The sequence below is a fragment of the Streptomyces sp. NPDC044002 genome, from assembly GCF_056434525.1.
In genome coordinates this window covers 1-18,750 of the sequence record NZ_JBWKEZ010000046.1, presented here as the reverse complement: position 1 = coordinate 18,750, position 18,750 = coordinate 1, and the positions used below count along the sequence as shown (strand labels likewise).

General features: G+C 71.9%; 16 protein-coding genes. 14 read left to right on the top strand and 2 right to left on the bottom strand.

The genetic code is table 11. The features are described from left to right. Positions 1 to 73: 73 nt before the first annotated feature. Positions 74 to 505 carry a Rieske (2Fe-2S) protein gene (locus tag AC07A6_RS28630; protein WP_362474718.1) on the top strand — a complete coding sequence of 144 codons (432 nt, stop codon included), beginning with the start codon at positions 74 to 76 and terminating at the stop codon, positions 503 to 505. Between the two features lie 14 nt (positions 506 to 519). Here AC07A6_RS28630 and AC07A6_RS28625 read toward each other — a convergent pair whose 3' ends face one another. Then, positions 520 to 1,470 (bottom strand): hypothetical protein, encoded by a 951-nt coding sequence (locus AC07A6_RS28625; protein ID WP_478779067.1) that lies wholly within the window; start codon positions 1,468 to 1,470, stop codon positions 520 to 522. A 249-nt stretch (positions 1,471 to 1,719) separates the two neighbouring features. On the opposite strand from AC07A6_RS28625, the gene AC07A6_RS28620 reads away from it, so the two are divergent. The 13 genes from AC07A6_RS28620 to pgi all read left to right on the top strand — a co-directional run bounded on the left by AC07A6_RS28620 (position 1,720) and on the right by pgi (position 17,739). Further along, positions 1,720 to 2,397 (top strand): papain-like cysteine protease family protein, encoded by a 678-nt coding sequence (locus AC07A6_RS28620; protein WP_478779066.1) that lies wholly within the window; start codon positions 1,720 to 1,722, stop codon positions 2,395 to 2,397. 5 nt (positions 2,398 to 2,402) lie between these two features. Then, positions 2,403 to 3,188, top strand: coding sequence for a hypothetical protein (locus AC07A6_RS28615; RefSeq protein ID WP_478779088.1), 786 nt, complete (start codon positions 2,403 to 2,405; stop codon positions 3,186 to 3,188). Positions 3,189 to 3,501: 313 nt separating this feature from the next. Then, positions 3,502 to 5,505 carry an excinuclease ABC subunit UvrC gene (uvrC, locus tag AC07A6_RS28610; RefSeq protein ID WP_478779065.1) on the top strand — a complete coding sequence of 668 codons (2,004 nt, stop codon included), beginning with the start codon at positions 3,502 to 3,504 and terminating at the stop codon, positions 5,503 to 5,505. Next, a complete protein-coding gene (gene rapZ / locus AC07A6_RS28605) occupies positions 5,502 to 6,482 on the top strand; it encodes an RNase adapter RapZ (RefSeq protein ID WP_385768682.1) in 981 nt (326 codons plus the stop codon). The genes uvrC and rapZ overlap by 4 nt, the downstream gene beginning before the upstream one ends. Continuing rightward, positions 6,479 to 7,543, top strand: a complete 1,065-nt coding sequence (locus AC07A6_RS28600; protein WP_125817124.1) for a gluconeogenesis factor YvcK family protein — start codon at positions 6,479 to 6,481, stop codon at positions 7,541 to 7,543. Before rapZ ends, AC07A6_RS28600 begins: the two co-directional genes overlap by 4 nt. Next, positions 7,534 to 8,529, top strand: coding sequence for a DNA-binding protein WhiA (gene whiA, locus AC07A6_RS28595; RefSeq protein ID WP_030237199.1), 996 nt, complete (start codon positions 7,534 to 7,536; stop codon positions 8,527 to 8,529). Before AC07A6_RS28600 ends, whiA begins: the two co-directional genes overlap by 10 nt. A gap of 150 nt (positions 8,530 to 8,679) precedes the next feature. Then, the gene (locus tag AC07A6_RS28590; protein WP_478779064.1) at positions 8,680 to 11,652 is read left to right on the top strand and encodes a M14 family metallopeptidase; all 2,973 of its coding nucleotides are present in this window, start codon (positions 8,680 to 8,682) and stop codon (positions 11,650 to 11,652) included. Between the two features lie 232 nt (positions 11,653 to 11,884). Further along, complete coding sequence (gene gap / locus AC07A6_RS28585; RefSeq protein ID WP_362468540.1) at positions 11,885 to 12,889, top strand: type I glyceraldehyde-3-phosphate dehydrogenase; 1,005 nt, start codon at positions 11,885 to 11,887, stop codon at positions 12,887 to 12,889. Positions 12,890 to 13,046: 157 nt separating this feature from the next. Beyond that, positions 13,047 to 14,258 carry a phosphoglycerate kinase gene (locus AC07A6_RS28580; RefSeq protein WP_362468542.1) on the top strand — a complete coding sequence of 404 codons (1,212 nt, stop codon included), beginning with the start codon at positions 13,047 to 13,049 and terminating at the stop codon, positions 14,256 to 14,258. A 6-nt stretch (positions 14,259 to 14,264) separates the two neighbouring features. Continuing rightward, entirely contained in the window at positions 14,265 to 15,050 is a 786-nt protein-coding gene (gene tpiA, locus AC07A6_RS28575; protein ID WP_362468544.1) for a triose-phosphate isomerase, read from the top strand. 114 nt (positions 15,051 to 15,164) lie between these two features. Next, positions 15,165 to 15,398 carry a preprotein translocase subunit SecG gene (gene secG / locus AC07A6_RS28570; RefSeq protein WP_362468578.1) on the top strand — a complete coding sequence of 78 codons (234 nt, stop codon included), beginning with the start codon at positions 15,165 to 15,167 and terminating at the stop codon, positions 15,396 to 15,398. Between the two features lie 178 nt (positions 15,399 to 15,576). Next, positions 15,577 to 15,912: an RNA polymerase-binding protein RbpA gene (locus tag AC07A6_RS28565; RefSeq protein WP_007263454.1), complete on the top strand. Its 336-nt coding sequence runs from the start codon at positions 15,577 to 15,579 to the stop codon at positions 15,910 to 15,912. Positions 15,913 to 16,083: 171 nt separating this feature from the next. Continuing rightward, a complete protein-coding gene (pgi, locus tag AC07A6_RS28560) occupies positions 16,084 to 17,739 on the top strand; it encodes a glucose-6-phosphate isomerase (RefSeq protein WP_478779087.1) in 1,656 nt (551 codons plus the stop codon). 79 nt (positions 17,740 to 17,818) lie between these two features. Here the strand turns inward: pgi and pgl are convergent, their stop codons facing one another. After that, a complete protein-coding gene (gene pgl, locus AC07A6_RS28555) occupies positions 17,819 to 18,601 on the bottom strand; it encodes a 6-phosphogluconolactonase (protein ID WP_362468546.1) in 783 nt (260 codons plus the stop codon). Between the last annotated feature and the right edge of the window lie 149 nt (positions 18,602 to 18,750).

Sequence of the window (18,750 nt, the reverse complement as noted above, 5' to 3'; positions counted from 1 at the left end):
TCGGACGCCGGTATCGTCGGGTCGACCCGTGGACCCCGCACCCGGGGCCCGCCACTCGTGCCAGGAGAACCGCATGTCCGCGCAGCAGCCCGCCGCCCGCCGTACCGTCCTCAAGGGCGCCGCCGCGCTCGCCGGGGCCGTGGGCGCGGGGACGGCGCTCACCGCCTGCTCCACCGAGACCAACAGCGGCGCCGGCAGCCCGGCCGTCCCGAAGGAGCCGGTGGAGCTCGGCGGCGCGGCCGACGTCCCGGTCGGCGGCGCGAAGCTGTTCCGCGAGCGCAAGGTCGTCGTCAGCTGCCAGGCGGAGGGCCAGTACAAGGCGTTCAGCGCCCAGTGCACGCACGCCGGCTGCGTCCTCGACAAGATCGTCGAGGGGGAGGGCAACTGCCCCTGCCACGGCAGCCGCTTCGACGTCACCACCGGCAAGGTCCTGCGCGGCCCGGCCACCGACCCGCTCCCGGCCGTCCCGGTCAAGGTGGAGAACGGCAAGCTGATCGCGGGCTAGGACCGGTCCCGGGGCTACTCCCAGTCCCAGGTGATGCCCAGGATCCCGCGCCGCACGTCCTGTTCCAGCAGGTGCACCGCGCGGTGGCGGCCGCTCGGGGTGAGGTCGCCGAGGGCGGTGCGGGGGGCTCCTGGGCCCGTGCGGGCGAAGCGGCGGCAGCGGACCGGGAGGGCCGCCTCGTCGAACGCGACCTGGAGCATGTACTGCCCGCCCGCGTAGCTGAAGCCGCGCACGTACTCCGTGCTGCGGCCGCCCGTGCCGTCCGCGATCCCGTAGCCGAAGACGTACGTGTCCCCGCGCCGCAGCCGCGCGTCGAAGAGCAGCTCCGCCACCACCACCCCCGCCTCCGGGTGGCGGCGCACGCGGCCCGTGCGGCAGTTCTCGTACGCCGCCACCTCCACCCGCGTCGCGTCGCACCCCGGATCGCCGTGGTGGACGGCGAGGTAGCGGTCGACGCCGTCGCGGTGGGCCCGGACGATCTGCTGCGACTCCCGCGTGCACAGCTCGCCGCCCGGGCCGATGCGGACCCGCTCGTGGTGGCCGACCGTGTGCAGGCCGCCGTCCGCAGGGAGCTCCATGCCGGCCAGCAGCCCCTCCACCGCCGCGCCCACGCTCACCAGCGCCCGGTAGGAGCGGGCGGCCGGGCGGGGCGGGCCGGTGGCGGGGAGGGGGCCGGCCAGCAGCCGCAGCAGGGAGCCGCCGGGCAGTTCCAGGATCTCCTCCAGGGCGGAGACCGCCCGCAGGGACTCGGGGTGGCGGGGCCGGCGGGCGCCCTGCTGCCAGTAACTGAGGCTGGTCACCCCGAGCTTGATGCCGCGCGCCGCGAGCCGGTGCTGGAGGCGCTGCAGGGGCAGGCCGCGGGCGGCGATGGCGGCCCGCAGGGCGGCGTGGAAGGGGCCGCCGCGCAGCAGCCGTCCGAGCTGCGCGGCGTCCGGCGCGTCTGGCGGGTCGCCGGTGGGCCGCATGGCGACTCCTCTGTGAACGTTCACACGCGCCGGGTGGGGGGCCGGGCCGGTGGTGCCGGGGGACCTGGTGGAACGGCAGTAACCGTTCACACCGCAGCCCCACCGTTCACACTGCAATGTCACCGCGTATTGAAGCGTGTTGACCTGATCGCGACAACACCCTGATGCTCCTCCACAGCGTCCGGACGCGCTCCTCCACCCCCACACACCCCGAGTCCCCACCTCGGGTCCCCATTCGGGAGGAACGCGATGCGCAACAGAAGAGGGCGGCCGTCCCTGGCCGCCTCGCTCATCTCCGCCCTGATCTCCGCCCTGCTCCTCGTCCTGCTGCCCGTGGGCAGCGGCGCCGGTACCGCCACCGCCGCCGGTACGGCCACGGCCACGGCCACGGCCACGGCCACGGCCACGGCCACCGCCACGGGCGCGGACGCCCCGAGCACCGCACTGGCCTGGAAGCGGCTGGGCATCACCATGCAGGCCCAGCAGAAGAACAACTGGTGCTGGGCCGCCGGCGGCAACACCATCGCCAGCTGGTTCGGCCGCAACTACAGCCAGAACCAGTTCTGCAACGCCGCCTTCAACCGCCAGCAGGGCACCGAGTGCCCCAACAACCAGGCCACCCTGGGCAACGTGCAGACCGCACTGCGCTGGGCCGGCATCAACTCCGGGAGCTACGTGACCGGCTGGCTCCAGTACTCCACCGTGCAGACCGAGATCAACGCCGACCGCCCGGTCGAGACCCGCATCCAGTGGTCCAACGGTGGCGGCCACATGCACGTGATCTATGGCTACGACACCGCCAGCAGCTGGGTCTACTGGGGCGACCCCTGGCCCTCCAGCGACCGCTACAACTGGGCCTCCCACGCCTGGTACGTGGACAACAGCACCTTCTCCTGGACCCACTCCCTCTACCGGATCGGGGCGTGACCGCCATGACGCTCCGCGCCTGCGCGGCCGCGCTCCTCACGGCCGCCGCCACCACAGCCGTCGTACTGGCCACGGGCGGCCAGGCCGCCGCCGCTCCCGTACCGCAGCCGCAGACCGCCACCGCCGAGAACCGGGCGGCCGCCCACGAGGCCGCCGCCGCACCCGACACCCTGGCCACCCTCTCCCGGTTCTTCGCCCGCGAGGGGAAGGTGTCGGCCGCCGCCGCGCAGCCCCGCATCGAGGGCGAGGCGACCCCGGTGAGCTACCTGTCGCCGGACTTCGTCGCGGGGAAGGCCGGGGCGCCGGTCGCGCGGCTGGAGTTCCTGGCGAGCGCGGCCGTCTCCTCGGACGGGCAGAAGGCGGCCCTGTGGACCGCGAAGACCGGGGCGGGCTGGCAGGTGGTGAACATCGCCACCGGCGACGACGAGTTCCGCTACGCCCGGCTGGGCGCGGAGAAACTGCCCGGCGGGACCGTGTTCCGCGAGCCGCAGATCGACGCCTGGTACGTGGCCCGGGGAGACAGGGTCCTGCCGCTGGACGAGGACGCGGCGCGGGCCGTGGGGGACCGGGGGACGACGCTGGCCGGATACCGGGCCCGGGTGACGGGACTGTACGGGGACAAGCTGCCCGGGTCGGCGTACGCCGAGGGGGGTAGGGCCGGCGGCTTCGAGCCCCCCGCCGGGGCCGGGCGTGCGGGCGGGTTGCCGGTCGCGGCCGGCGCCGGGGCGCTGGCGCTGGGCGCGGGCGGGGCGGTCGTCCTGCTCCGGCGGCGCCGCACCCTCCGGGGGTAGCCCCTGGCCCCTCCGCTCCGCGGGGTCCGGCCGCCCTGCGGGGTGGGCGGGCCCTGCCGGTGCCCTGGCCGGGCGGTGGGGCGGGGTGGGGCGGGCCCTGCGGGGCTGGTCCCCTACCCGCCCTTCCACCGTTCCCCGGGCTGCGCCCGGACCCCCCTGGGGCTCCGCCCCAGACCCCGCGCCTCAAACGCCGGCGGGGCTGGAGGGTGCGGCGGGGCTGGATTCTGCCGGCGGGGCCGGATGGTGTCGGCCGGGGCTGAGTATGGTGCCGGGGTGCGGAGGGTTGTCGGCCCCCGCCAGTAGGGTGGTTGGCATGGCCGACCCTTCCAGCTACCGTCCCGAGCCCGGGCAGGTCCCCGACTCCCCGGGGGTCTACAAGTTCCGCGACGAGCACCGCCGGGTGATCTACGTCGGGAAGGCCAAGAGCCTGCGCCAGCGCCTGGCGAACTACTTCCAGGACATCGCCGGCCTGCACCCCCGTACCGCGACCATGGTCACCACGGCCGCCTCCGTCGAGTGGACCGTCGTGTCCACCGAGGTCGAGGCGCTCCAGCTCGAATACTCCTGGATCAAGGAGTTCGACCCCCGGTTCAACGTCAAGTACCGGGACGACAAGAGCTACCCCTCCCTCGCCGTGACGATGAACGAGGAATACCCCCGGGTCCAGGTCATGCGCGGCCCCAAGAAGAAGGGCGTGCGCTACTTCGGCCCGTACGGGCACGCCTGGGCCATCCGCGAGACCGTCGACCTGATGCTGCGCGTCTTCCCGGTGCGCACCTGCTCCGCCGGGGTGTTCAAGCGGTCCGCGCAGATCGGCCGCCCCTGCCTGCTCGGCTACATCGGCAAGTGCTCCGCGCCCTGCGTCGGCCGGGTCACCCCCGAGGAGCACCGGGAACTCGCCGAGGACTTCTGCGACTTCATGGCGGGCCGCACCGGCACCTACCTCTCCCGGCTGGAGAAGCAGATGCACGAGGCCGCCGAGGAGATGGAGTACGAGAAGGCCGCCCGCCTCCGCGACGACATAGGCGCCCTGCGCCGCGCGATGGAGAAGAACGCCGTCGTCCTCGCCGACGCCACCGACGCCGACCTCATCGCGGTCGCCGAGGACGAGCTGGAGGCGGCCGTGCAGATCTTCCACGTCCGCGGCGGCCGGGTCCGCGGCCAGCGCGGCTGGGTCACCGACAAGGTCGAGGCCGTCGACACCGCCGGGCTCGTCGAGCACGCCCTCCAGCAGCTGTACGGGGAGGAGAAGGGCGAAGCCGTGCCCAAGGAGGTGCTCGTACCGGCGCTGCCCGAGGACGCGCCCGCCCTCGGCCAGTGGCTCGCCGGCCGGCGCGGGTCCGGGGTCAGCCTGCGCATCCCGCAGCGCGGGGACAAGAAGGCGCTGATGGAGACCGTCCACCGCAACGCCCTGCAGTCCCTCGCCCTGCACAAGACCAAGCGCGCCAGCGACCTCACCACCCGCTCCCGGGCCCTGGAGGAGATCGCCGACGCCCTGGAGCTGGACGGCGCGCCGCTGCGCATCGAGTGCTTCGACATCTCCCACCTCCAGGGCGACGACGTCGTGGCGTCCATGGTCGTCTTCGAGGACGGGCTCGCCAGGAAGAGCGAGTACCGCCGGTTCCAGGTCAAGACCTTCGAGGGGCAGGACGACGTCCGCTCCATGCACGAGGTCGTCTCGCGCCGCTTCCGCCGCTACCTCCAGGAGAAGCTCAAGACGGGGGAGTGGGACGCGGAGGACGGGGAGGTCCCCGAGGACGACGGACGCCCCAAGCGCTTCGCGTACCCGCCGCAGCTCGTCGTCGTCGACGGCGGGCAGCCCCAGGTGGCGGCCGCCAAGCGGGCCCTGGAGGAGCTCGGGATCGACGACGTGGCCGTGTGCGGGCTCGCCAAGCGGCTGGAGGAGGTCTGGCTGCCCGGCGAGGACGACCCCGTCGTGCTGCCCCGCACCAGCGAGGGCCTCTACCTGCTCCAGCGGGTACGTGACGAAGCCCACCGCTTCGCCATCCAGTACCAGCGCAACAAGCGCGGAAAGCGCCTGAAGGCGGGCCCGCTGGACGAGGTCCCGGGCCTCGGAGAGAGCCGCAAGGTGGCCCTGCTGAAGCACTTCGGTTCGGTGAAGAAGCTGAGACAGGCGACAATCGACCAGATCTGCGAGGTCCCGGGCATAGGCCGCAAGACGGCGGAGACCGTGGCCGCCGCCCTCGCCGGGGCGGTTCCCGCCGGTCCTGCCGTCAACACGGCGACAGGAGAGATCATTGAGGACGAGGCCTCCGCACCTGCGGAGACATCGTCCGAACGGGGGACCGCGCCATGACCGAGCACGCGACCGCACAGACCGCACAGACGACCGAGCACACGAACGAGCACGACCGAGACGGAGCACAGGTGAGTACGGGCACGACCGTGGAGCCCGGCGACAACGCCGAGACCGCCATCCCCGAGCTGGTGATCATCTCCGGGATGTCCGGAGCCGGCCGCAGTACGGCGGCCAAGTGTCTGGAGGACCTCGGCTGGTTCGTCGTCGACAACCTCCCGCCGGCGCTGATCCCCACCATGGTGGAGCTCGGCGCCCGCTCCCAGGGCAACGTCGCGCGGATCGCCGTCGTCGTCGACGTCCGCGGCCGCCAGTTCTTCGACGCCCTGCGCGAGTCCCTCTCCGACCTGGAGTCCCGCGGGGTCACCCGGCGCATCGTCTTCCTGGAGTCCTCCGACGACGCGCTGGTCCGCCGCTTCGAGTCGGTCCGCCGCCCGCACCCCCTCCAGGGCGACGGCCGCATCGTCGACGGCATCGCCGCCGAGCGCGACCTGCTGCGCGAGCTGCGCGGCGACGCCGACCTGGTCATCGACACCTCCAGCCTGAACGTGCACGAGCTGCGCGCCAAGATGGACGCCCAGTTCGCGGGCGACGAGGAGCCCGAGCTGCGGGCCACCGTCATGTCCTTCGGCTTCAAGTACGGCCTGCCCGTCGACGCCGACCTCGTCGTCGACTGCCGCTTCATCCCCAACCCGCACTGGGTCCCCGAGCTGCGCCCCTTCACCGGGCTCAACGAGGAGGTGTCGGGCTACGTCTTCAGCCAGCCCGGCGCCAAGGAGTTCCTCGACCGCTACACCGAGCTGCTCCAGCTCATCGCCGCCGGCTACCGCCGCGAGGGCAAGCGGTACGTGACCATCGCGGTCGGCTGCACCGGCGGCAAGCACCGCAGCGTGGCCATGTCCGAGAAGCTCGCCGCCCGCCTCGCCTCCGAGGGAGTCGAGACCGTCGTCGTCCACCGGGACATGGGGCGCGAGTGACCGGACGCACCCTGCGGCTGCGCCGCCTGCGCCGCCTCACCCCCGGACGGGGCGAGGAGGGCGCGGGCCGCGCCGGCCGCCGCGCGGCGTCGAAGGTGGCCGCGCCCAAGGTCGTCGCCCTCGGCGGCGGCATGGGCCTGTCGGCCTCCCTCGCCGCGCTGCGCCGGATCACCGGCGAGCTCACCGCCGTGGTCACCGTCGCGGACGACGGCGGCTCCAGCGGACGGCTCCGGGAGGAGCTGAGCGTGCTGCCGCCGGGCGACCTGCGCAAGGCGCTGGCCGCGCTGTGCGGCGACGACGACTGGGGCCAGACCTGGGCCCGGGTCATCCAGCACCGCTTCCAGTCCGAGGGGGACCTGCACGGGCACGCGGTCGGCAACCTGCTGATCGTCGCCCTGTGGGAGCAGCTCGGCGACCCCGTCCAAGCCCTCGACCTGGTCGGGAAGCTGCTGGGCGCGCAGGGCCGGGTGCTGCCCATGTCGGCGGTGCCGCTGGAGCTCCAGGCCCTGGTCAGGGGCCACGACCCGGCGCGCCCGGACGAGGTCGACACCGTCCGGGGGCAGGCCACGGTCGCGCTCACCCCCGGCGAGGTCCTCTCCGTGCAGGTCGTGCCGACGGACCCGCCGGCCGTGCCGGAGGCCGTCGCCGCCGTGCTCGACGCGGACTGGGTGGTGCTGGGCCCCGGGTCCTGGTTCTCCTCCGTGATCCCGCACCTGCTCGTGCCGGAGCTGCTGGACGCGCTGGTACAGACCAAGGCCCGGCGGGTCCTGTCGCTGAACCTGGCGCCGCAGCCCGGTGAAACCGAGGGCTTCTCTCCGCAGCGTCATTTGGAGGTTTTGGCCCGACACGCCCCTAAACTCGCCCTGGACGTGGTGCTGGCCGACGAGGCCGCCGTGCCCGACCGCGAGTCCCTCGCCGATGCCGCGAAACGGTTCGGTGCCGCGGTCGAGCTGGCGCCCGTGGCCAGGCAGGACGGCTCTCCGAAGCACGATCCGGAGCTGCTGGCCGCCGCGTACGACCGTATTTTTCGGATGCATGGAAGGATCGGCCCATGGCGATGACGCCCGCGGTGAAGGATGAGATCTCACGCCTCCCCGTCACCCGGACCTGCTGCAGGAAGGCGGAGGTGTCGGCGATCCTGCGGTTCGCGGGCGGCCTGCACCTGGTGAGCGGCCGCATCGTCATCGAGGCGGAGCTGGACACCGGGATCGCCGCCCGGCGGCTGCGCAAGGACATCCTGGAGATCTTCGGCCACTCCTCCGACCTGGTGGTCATGGCCCCGGGCGGCCTGCGCCGCGGCAGCCGCTTCGTCGTACGCGTCGTCGCGGGCGGGGACCAGCTGGCACGCCAGACGGGCCTCGTGGACGGCCGCGGCCGCCCCATCCGGGGCCTCCCCCCGCAGGTGGTCTCCGGCGCCACCTGTGACGCGGAGGCGGCCTGGCGCGGTGCCTTCCTGGCCCACGGCTCCCTCACCGAACCGGGACGCTCCTCCTCCCTGGAGGTCACCTGCCCCGGCCCGGAGGCGGCCCTGGCCCTGGTGGGCGCCGCCCGCAGGCTCTCCATCGCCGCCAAGGCGCGCGAGGTCCGCGGCGTGGACCGGGTCGTGGTCCGCGACGGCGACGCGATCGGCGCCCTGCTGACCCGCCTCGGCGCCCACGAGTCGGTGCTGGCCTGGGAGGAACGGCGGATGCGGCGCGAGGTGCGCGCCACCGCCAACCGCCTCGCCAACTTCGACGACGCCAACCTGCGCCGCTCGGCACGGGCCGCGGTGGCCGCCGGCGCCCGGGTCCAGCGCGCGCTGGAGATCCTCGGCGAGGAGGTCCCCGAGCACCTCGCCGCGGCCGGCCGGCTGCGCATGGAGCACAAGCAGGCCTCCCTGGAGGAGCTGGGCGCGCTCGCCGACCCGCCGCTGACCAAGGACGCCGTCGCCGGCCGGATCCGCCGCCTGCTGGCGATGGCCGACAAGCGGGCCCAGGACCTCGGCATCCCGGGCACCGAGTCGAACCTGGACCTCAGCGAGGAGCTGGCCGACAACATGGCCGGCTGACCCGCGGTTCTCCGGAACGCTCCCGACGGGCCCGCACGCCCACCCGCGTGCGGGCCCGTTCCGTTCCCGTTTGTCCTGTTGACATGTGCATCTTCGGATCGTGAGCCTTGCGTCCGAAGCCTTCGTGTCAGACGACGCCCAGGGGGGCACATGAGGCACCGCGCGAGTTCGATCCTCGCCGCAAGCGCACTCGTCTTCGGAACCACACTGGCCGCGGTACCCGTCGCGGCCCACGCCCAGGCCCACGCCCGGCCCGCGTCCGGCACGGCATCCGGTGCCGACGAGGTACGGGTCTACGACGCCGACATCACCCGCGAGCAGGTCCCGCTCGTCCTCGCCGCGGGCCAGGACGCCCACGAACTCTCCGAGCGCGCCCCGGAGACGGGCACCGCCCGCGTCGAACTCTTCCTCACCGGGGAGCAGGCCGGGCAGCTCGCCGCCCAGGGGGTCAAGCTCGCCGAGCGCAAGGTCCCCGCCCAGGGCCTGGCCCGCGCCAAGGCCGCCGGGGACGGCGTCTTCCGCCCGTACAGCGGCAAGGGCGGACTCCAGGAGGAGATCCTGCGGACCGCGCAGCAGAACCCGGGGCTCACCAAGGTCGTCTCCATCGGCAAGAGCGTCCAGGGCAAGGACATCCTCGCCCTCAAGGTCACCAAGGACGCCAAGCGGACCAGGGACGGCGACAAGCCGTCCGTGCTCTACATGTCCAACCAGCACGCCCGGGAGTGGATCACCCCCGAGATGACCCGGCGGCTGATGCACCACACCCTCGACAACTACGGCAAGGACCCGCGGATCACCAAGCTGGTGGACTCCACCGAGCTGTGGTTCCTGCTCTCGGCCAACCCCGACGGCTACGACCACACGTTCACCTCCGACAGCACCCGGCTGTGGCGCAAGAACCTCCGCGACAACAACGGGGACGGCAAGATCACCGCGGTGGACGGCGTCGACCTCAACCGCAACTTCGCCCACAAGTGGGGCTACGACAACGAAGGTTCCTCCCCGAGCCCCTCCAGCGAGACCTTCCGCGGCCCCAAGGCGCAGTCCGAGCCCGAGACCACCGCCCTCGACGGCTTCGAGAAGCGCATCGGCTTCGAGTACGCGATCAACTACCACTCGGCGTCCGAGCTGATCCTGTACGGCGTGGGCTGGCAGGTCGCCACCCCCACCCCCGACGACGTCGCCTACAAGGCGCTGGCCGGCACCCCCGAGAACCCGGCCGTGCCCGGCTACTACCCGCAGATCTCCTCCGAGCTGTACACGACCAACGGCGAGGCGGACGGCCACGCGGCCAACGTCAACGGCGTCATGATGTTCACGCCGGAGATGACCACCTGCCAGACGGCGTCCGCGATCGACCCGAACGACCCCTGGAAGCCCGAGGACTGCGCCTCCGGGTTCAACTTCCCGGACGACGAGAAGCTGATCCAGCAGGAGTTCGCCAAGAACGTCCCCTTCGCGCTGAGCGTCGGCGAGAGCGCCGCGCACCCCGACCGGCCCTCCTCCGCCGTCGGCCTGAGCGCCGCCGACTTCACCGTCGACCCCTTCACCACCTCCTACGCGGCCAAGGGCGAGGACCAGACGGTCGCCGTCACGGCCCGCAAGGCGCTGAAGGACAAGGAGCTCAACTTCCGCATCAACGGCGGCCGTACGCACGACGAGGAGCTCAAGGCCTGGAAGGGCGGGGACGTCTACGGCGGCGAGGACAACAACTGGTTCGACGAATACCGCGCCGAGGTCGACGGGGCGAAGCCCGGGGACAAGGTCGAGGTCTGGTTCACCGGCCGTGACCGCTCAGGCAAGAAGGTCTCCAGCGAGCACTTCACGTACACCGTGGCCGAGCGGCCGCGCGCGGACGTCCTGGTGATCGCCGAGGAGGGCGCCAAGGCGCAGCACGCCCAGGGCTACGTGGACGCGCTGCAGGCCAACGGGAAATCGGCCGCCGTGTGGGACGTGGCCGCCCAGGGCGTCCCGCACCACCTCGGCGTGCTCTCCCACTTCCGCACGGCCGTCCACTACACCGGCGCCGCCGCCCCCGGCGGCCCCGTCCAGCTGGCGGTCCGCGACTTCCTCAACGAGGGCGGCAGGCTCGTCGAGGCCGGTGAACTGGCCGGCGGCCGGGCCCAGGTCGGCCGAGCCCTGACCGACGACTTCAGCCAGTACTACCTCGGCGCCTACGGCCGCGCCTCGGTCAAGGGCCCGACCGGCTTCACCGGCGCGGGCACCCTGGCCGGCGCCAAGGGCGCCCTCGGCGACGCGGCGGGCAACCCGCTGAACGCCCCCGGCGCCTACACCGTCACCTCCGACGCGCTCCCGGCGGCGCAGTTCCCGCAGTTCAAGAGCGCCCAGGCGGGCCAGTACGCCGGGGTGACGAACCCGTACGCCCCCTACGCGGGCACCGGGATGGCGTCGGCGACCCATGACGACGACGACTGGAAGCGCCTCACGCGCACCATCGACCTCACCAAGGTGACCGCCGCCGACCAGCCGAAGCTGAAGATGGCCCTCAACTGGAACACCGAGGAGGGCTACGACCACGCCGTCCTGGAGGCCCGTACGGCCGGCGGGGACGACTGGACCACACTCCCGGACGCGGGCGGGCTGAGCTCCGCCACAGTCCCGGCGGAATGCGAGGCGGGATTCTTCGTCAACGGCCACCCGTTCCTGCGCCGCTACCTCACCCTCGCCGGCGGCGGCTGCACCGCGTCCGGCAGCAGCGGAGCGTGGAACAGCTTCACCGGCTCCTCCGGCGGCTGGAAGCAGGTCGCCTTCGACCTGAGCGCCTACGCCGGCAAGACCGTGGAGGTCTCCCTCGCCTCCATCACCGACCCCGGCTCGGGCGGCCGCGGCGTCTTCGCCGACGAGGCGCGGGTGTCCGTCGGCGGCGCGGACCAGCCCGCCGAGGGCTTCGAGAGCTCCCTCGGAACGTGGACCGCGCAGCCGGCGCCCGCCGGAAGTCCCGACGTTCCGGGAGATTGGTCCAGGACCGGAGAGCTGTTCAAGTCCTACGCCTCGGTCACTACGCGTGACACGGTGCTCCTCGGCTTCGGGCTGGAGCACGTCAGCACCCCGGCCGACCGCGCCGCGTTGCTCGGCAAGGCGCTCAGGTCCCTGGACCACTGATCCACGACCCGGTCCCCGTTCACTCTCGGTGACGGGGACCAAAGTCCCCGAGGTCCCGTGCCGCGGCCATTGGTACAGGGCCCGGGGCATGTCCCCCGCGCAGAGCGGGGAGTGTCAGGCTCCGACCGATGTCACTCAAAAGCTCACAGAGAGGTAGGGTCGTAAGCGGTCGGGGACATCCCATACAGCTCGCCGGCGGGACAGGCCGGCGCACCAACGAGGAGATCGGTTCGTGACGATCCGCGTAGGCATCAATGGTTTTGGCCGAATTGGCCGTAACTACTTCCGGGCTCTTCTCGAGCAGGGAGCGGACATCGAGATCGTCGGTGTCAACGACCTGACGGACAACGCCACCCTGGTGCACCTGCTCAAGTACGACACCATTCTGGGCCGCCTCAAGGCCGAGGTCTCCCACACTGACGACACCATCACCGTCGGCGACAACACCTTCAAGACCTTCGCCGAGCGCGACCCCGCGAACCTCCCCTGGGGCGAGCTGGGTGCCGACATCGTCATCGAGTCCACCGGCATCTTCACGAAGAAGGCCGACGCCGCCAAGCACCTCGCGGCCGGCGCGAAGAAGGTCCTCATCTCGGCCCCGGCCAAGGACGAGGACATCACCATCGTGATGGGCGTCAACCAGGACAAGTACGACGCGGCCAGCCACCACGTCATCTCCAACGCCTCCTGCACCACCAACTGCGTGGCGCCGATGGCCAAGGTCCTCGACGAGAACTTCGGCATCGTCAAGGGCATGATGACGACGGTCCACGCCTACACCAACGACCAGCGCATCCTGGACTTCCCGCACTCGGACCTGCGCCGCGCCCGCGCCGCCGCCGAGAACATCATCCCGACCTCCACCGGTGCCGCCAAGGCCACCGCGCTGGTCCTGCCGCAGCTCAAGGGCAAGCTCGACGGCATCGCCATGCGCGTCCCGGTCCCGACCGGCTCGGTCACCGACCTCGTCCTGGAGCTCGACCGCGAGGTCACCAAGGACGAGATCAACGCCGCCTTCCAGAAGGCCGCGGAGGGCCAGCTCAAGGGCATCCTCGACTACACCGAGGACGCGATCGTCTCCTCCGACATCGTGAACTGGCCGGCCTCCTGCACCTTCGACTCCTCCCTGACCATGGTCCAGGGCAAGCAGGTCAAGGTCGTCGGCTGGTACGACAACGAGTGGGGCTACTCCAACCGACTCGTCGACCTCACCGTCTTCGTCGGCGGTCAGCTCTAAGGCCGTCAGATCCCAAAAGCGTAGGGCAAGGCAATAGGCAACACGATGTGAGCACAGGGTCCGCTCGGCGCGATGAGGCGCCGTTCGGGCCCTGTTGCTTGCCTGGCCCTCCCGTCCTCGCCCACCGGGCGAAGGTCTCCCAAGGAGTAGGAAACACATGAAGACGATCGACGAACTGCTCGCCGAGGGCGTCGCCGGCAAGCGGGTCTTCGTCCGCGCGGACCTCAACGTTCCGCTGGCGAGCGGTGAGATCACCGATGACGGCCGCATCCGCGCCGTCCTGCCGACCATCGCCAAGCTCGCCGAGGCCGGCGCCCGCGTGGTCGTCGCCTCGCACCTGGGCCGCCCCAAGGGCGCCCCGGACCCGGCGTTCTCGCTGGCCCCGGCCGCCAAGCGGCTCGGCGAGCTGCTCGGCGCGGAGGTGGCCTTCGCCACCGACACCGTCGGCGCCTCCGCCAAGGAGACCGTCGCGGCCCTCGCCGACGGCCGGGTCGCCGTCATCGAGAACCTGCGCTTCAACGCGGGCGAGACCTCGAAGGACGACGCCGAGCGCGGCGCCTTCGCGGACCAGCTCGCCGAGCTGGCCGACGTCTACGTCGGCGACGGCTTCGGCGCCGTCCACCGCAAGCACGCCTCGGTCTTCGACCTGCCCGCGCGCCTCCCGCACGCGGCCGGCTACCTCATCGCGACCGAGGTCGGCGTCCTGAAGAAGCTGACCGCCGACGTCAAGCGCCCCTACGTCGTGGTCCTCGGCGGCGCCAAGGTCTCCGACAAGCTCGCCGTCATCGACGAGCTCCTCGGCAAGGCCGACCGCATCCTCATCGGCGGCGGCATGGCCTACACCTTCCTCAAGGCCAAGGGCTACGAGGTCGGCATCTCCCTGCTCCAGGAAGACCAGCTGCCCAAGGTCACGGAGTACATGGAGCGGGCCGCGAAGACCGGCGTCGAGCTGGTCCTCCCCGTCGACGTCCTGGTCTCGGCCGACTTCCCGGACCTGAAGACCAAGGCCCCGGCCACCTTCGAGACGGTCGACGCGGACGGGATCCCCGCGGACAAGGAGGGCCTGGACATCGGCCCCAAGACCCGTGAGCTGTACGCTTCGAAGATCGCCGACGCCGAGACCGTCTTCTGGAACGGCCCGGTCGGCGTCTTCGAGCACCCCGACTACGCGAACGGCACCCGCGCGATCGCGCAGGCCCTCGTCGACAGCAAGGCCTTCACCGTGGTCGGCGGTGGCGACAGCGCCGCCGCGGTCCGCATCCTCGGCTTCGACGAGAACGCCTTCGGTCACATTTCCACCGGTGGTGGCGCCAGCCTCGAATACCTCGAGGGCAAGACGCTCCCCGGCCTCGCCGCCCTGGAGGGCTGAACCCCTATGACCACTGTCAACGGCCGCACCCCGCTGATGGCGGGCAACTGGAAGATGAACCTCAACCACCTTGAGGCCATCGCCCACGTCCAGAAGCTCGCCTTCGCCCTCGCCGACAAGGACTACGACGCCGTCGAGGTCGCGGTGCTCCCGCCCTTCACCGACCTGCGCTCGGTGCAGACCCTGGTCGACGGCGACAAGCTGAAGATCAAGTACGGCGCCCAGGACATCTCGGCCCAGGACTCCGGCGCCTACACCGGCGAGGTCTCCGGCCCGATGCTGTCCAAGCTGAGCTGCACCTTCGTCGCCGTCGGCCACAGCGAGCGCCGCCAGTACCACGGCGAGACCGACGAGGTCTGCAACGCCAAGGTCAAGGCCGCCTACCGCAACGGGATCACCCCGATCCTCTGTGTCGGCGAGGGCCTCGACGTCCGCAAGGCCGGCAACCAGGTCGCGCACACCCTGGCCCAGGTCGACGGCGGCCTCAAGGACGTCCCGGCGGAGCAGGTCGAGTCCATCGTGATCGCGTACGAGCCGGTCTGGGCGATCGGCACCGGCGAGGTCGCCACCCCCGAGGACGCGCAGGAGGTCTGCGGTGCGATCCGCGGCCGCCTCGCGGAGCTGTACTCCCAGGAGCTGGCCGACAAGGTCCGCATCCAGTACGGCGGCTCGGTCAAGTCCGGCAACATTGCCGCGATCATGGCCCAGCCCGACGTGGACGGCGCCCTGATCGGCGGCGCGGCGCTCGACGTGGACGAGTTCGTCAAGATCGTCCGCTTCCGCGACCAGTGAGTATGCGGTAGGGCCGATCCGTCGTACCCTTGCGGGGGCCGGGGGCCGCGTACGCGCGGCAGCCGGCCCCCGCTTCCTCCCAGCAAGCCCAGAAAGTAGGAATCAGCCGTGGTTATGGGGTTCTCGATCGCCCTGATCGTCTTCAGCGCTCTGCTGATGCTGCTCGTGCTGATGCACAAGGGCAAGGGTGGCGGCCTTTCCGACATGTTCGGCGGCGGCATGCAGTCCTCGGTCGGCGGCTCCTCCGTGGCCGAGCGCAACCTCGACCGCATCACGGTCGTCGTCGGCCTGCTGTGGTTCGCCTGCATCGTCGCGCTCGGCCTGCTCATGAAGTCCAACGGCTCCTGACGGTTCTGGCCATTCGGGCCGTCCCGCCGGTCGCGCCCGGCCTATCATGAGGACCTGCGTCCGCGCCTGGAGCGAGTAACTCCGGTTACTGGACGCGCGTTGGGCCTTACGTAGACTGGGGCGCCCGCAGCGGACATCCCGCACGCTCCGCGGCACCATCACGCAGGGAGTTACGACCGTGGCAAGTGGCAACGCGATTCGTGGAAGTCGGGTCGGAGCCGGGCCGATGGGCGAGGCCGAGCGCGGTGAATCCGCACCGCGCCTGCGCATCTCCTTCTGGTGCTCGAACGGGCACGAGACGCAGCCCAGCTTCGCCAGCGACGCGCAGGTGCCGGACACCTGGGACTGCCCGCGCTGCGGGTTCCCGGCCGGCCAGGACCGGGACAACCCGCCCGCGCCGCCGCGCACGGAGCCGTACAAGACGCACCTCGCGTACGTCCGCGAGCGCCGCACCGACGCCGACGGCGAAGCCATCCTCGCCGAGGCCCTCGCCAAGCTCCGCGGCGAGATCTGAGCCCGCCCGTCCGAACACGACGCGCCGCGCTCAAGAGCGCCTTGGGGCCCGGCCCGCGGGAGAGCGAATCCCGCGGGCCGGGCCCCTTTGTGTGCGTTGTCCCCCTTCCGATCCCTTAGGTTGGACGCTGGCGGGGCACAACAGGACGGAAGAAGTGGGTTGATGTCCGAGATGAACGCAGACAGCCGTACGAGGCTCAACCGGACGCCCGAGTGGCACGCACTCGGCAAGCACCGGGAAGAGCTGGGGCAGACGCATCTGCGGGAGCTGTTCGAGTCGGACCCGGACCGGGGCACCGGCTACACGCTGCGGGTCGGGGACCTGCACATCGACTACTCGAAGCACCTCGTGACCGACGAGACGCTCGGGCTGCTGCGCGAACTGGCGTCGGCCACCGGCGTGGCCGAGCTGCGGGACGCCATGTTCCGCGGCGAGAAGATCAACGTGACGGAGGACCGCGCGGTCCTGCACACCGCGCTGCGCGCCCCCCGGGAGGCCGTCGTCGAGGTGGACGGCGAGGACGTCGTCCCCGGCGTGCACGAGGTCCTCGACAAGATGGCGGCCTTCTCCGACCGCGTCAGGTCGGGGGAGTGGACCGGCCACACCGGCAAGCGCATCAAGAACGTGGTCAACATCGGCATCGGCGGCTCCGACCTCGGCCCCGCCATGGCGTACGAGGCGCTGCGCGCCTTCACCGACCGCGACCTGACCCTGAAGTTCGTCTCCAACGTGGACGGCGCCGACCTCCACGAGGCCGTGCGCGGGCTCGACCCGGCCCAGACCCTGTTCATCATCGCCTCGAAGACCTTCACCACCATCGAGACCATCACCAACGCCACCTCGGCGCGGGAATGGCTGCTCGAGGGACTCGGCGGGGACCAGGCCGCCGTGGCACGGCACTTCGTGGCCCTGTCCACCAACGCCGAGAAGGTCACCGAGTTCGGCATCGACCCGGCCAACATGTTCGGCTTCTGGGACTGGGTCGGCGGACGCTACTCCTTCGACTCCGCCATCGGCCTCTCCCTGATGATCGCCATCGGCCCGGACTCCTTCCGCGACCTGCTCGGCGGCTTCCACGCCATGGACGAGCACTTCCGCACCGCGCCGATGGAGGCCAACGCCCCGTTCCTGCTGGGCCTGTTGGGCGTCTGGTACGGGGCCTTCTTCGACGCGCAGTCGCACGCGGTGCTCCCGTACAGCCACTACCTCTCCCGTTTCACCGCGTACTTGCAGCAGCTCGACATGGAGTCGAACGGCAAGTCCGTGGACCGGGACGGCAATCCGGTGGACTGGCAGACCGGCCCGGTGGTGTGGGGCACGCCCGGCACCAACGGACAGCACGCCTACTACCAGCTCATCCACCAGGGCACCAAGATGATCCCGGCGGACTTCATCGGCTTCGCCCGCCCGGTGGCGGAGCTGTCACCGGCGCTGGCGGCCCAGCACGACCTGCTCATGGCGAACTTCTTCGCCCAGACCCAGGCCCTCGCCTTCGGCAAGACCGCCGAGGAGGTCCGCGCGGAGGGCGTCGCCGAGGCGCTCGTCCCGCACAAGACCTTCCAGGGCAACCACCCGACGACGACGATCCTCGCGGGTGAACTGACCCCGTCGGTGCTGGGCCAGCTCATCGCCCTCTACGAGCACAAGGTGTTCGTCCAGGGCGCGGTGTGGAACATCGACTCCTTCGACCAGTGGGGCGTCGAACTCGGCAAGGTCCTCGCCAAGCGCGTGGAGCCGGCGCTGACCGAGGGCTCGCACGTGGAGAGCCTCGACCCGTCGACGCGGGCACTGGTGGCCACGTACCGCGAGCTGCGCGGCCGCAGCTGACCCGGCCTGACGCATGGGGAAGGGCCCCGCACCGGACAGGATCCGGTGCGGGGCCCTTCGCGCTTCCCGTTCGTCCGGTTCAGGCGGAGGCCGGGGGGTACAGCCCGGCGGGCAGCTTGGCCGCCGCCGCGCGGTCCAGCAGCCACAGGGTGCGGCTGCGGCCGTACGCCTCCGCGGCCGGGGCCTGCACCCCGCCGGCGCCGCCGAGGGCGATGGCGACCGCTCCGGCCTTGTCCTCGCCGGCCGCCAGCAGCCAGACCTCGCGGGCCGCCCGGATCGCCGGGAGGGTGAGCGAGACGCGCGTCGGCGGCGGCTTCGGGGCGCCGTGGACGCCGACGACGCTGCGCTCGGTCTCACGGGCCGCCGGGTGCTCGGGGAACAGGGACGCCACGTGGGTGTCCGGGCCCACGCCCAGCATCAGCACGTCGAACCTGGGGACCGGGCCGTGGTCCTCGGGCCCGGCCGCCTTCGCCAGCTCGGCGGCGTACGCGGCCGCGGCGGCGTCCACGTCGTCGCCGTACGGGCCGTCGGAGGCGGGCATCGCGTGCACGCGGGCCGGATCCACGGGGACGGCGTCCAGCAGCGCCTCGCGGGCCTGGACGTGGTTGCGCTCGGGGTCGTCGGCGGGGACGTAGCGCTCGTCGCCCCACCAGAGGTCGATCCGGGACCAGTCGATCGCGTCCCGTGCGGGGGCTGCGGCGAGGGCCGCGAGCAGGCCGTTGCCGTTGCGGCCGCCGGTCAGGACGATCGAGGCGCTGCCGCGGGCGGCCTGCGCGTCCACGATCTTCGTGATGAGCCGGGCCGCTGCGGCCTGGGCCATCAGCTCCTTGTCCCGGTGGACGACGACCTGGGGAGTCGTCATACCCATGTGCTGCCGCCTTCTTGGTAGTTCTGGGTTGGTGTTCCCGCTGCCGGGTGCCGGGTGCCGGGTGCCGGGTGCCGGGTGCCGGGTGCCGGGTGCCGGGTGCCGGGTGCCGGGTGCCGGGTGCCGGGTGCCGGGTGCCGGGTGCC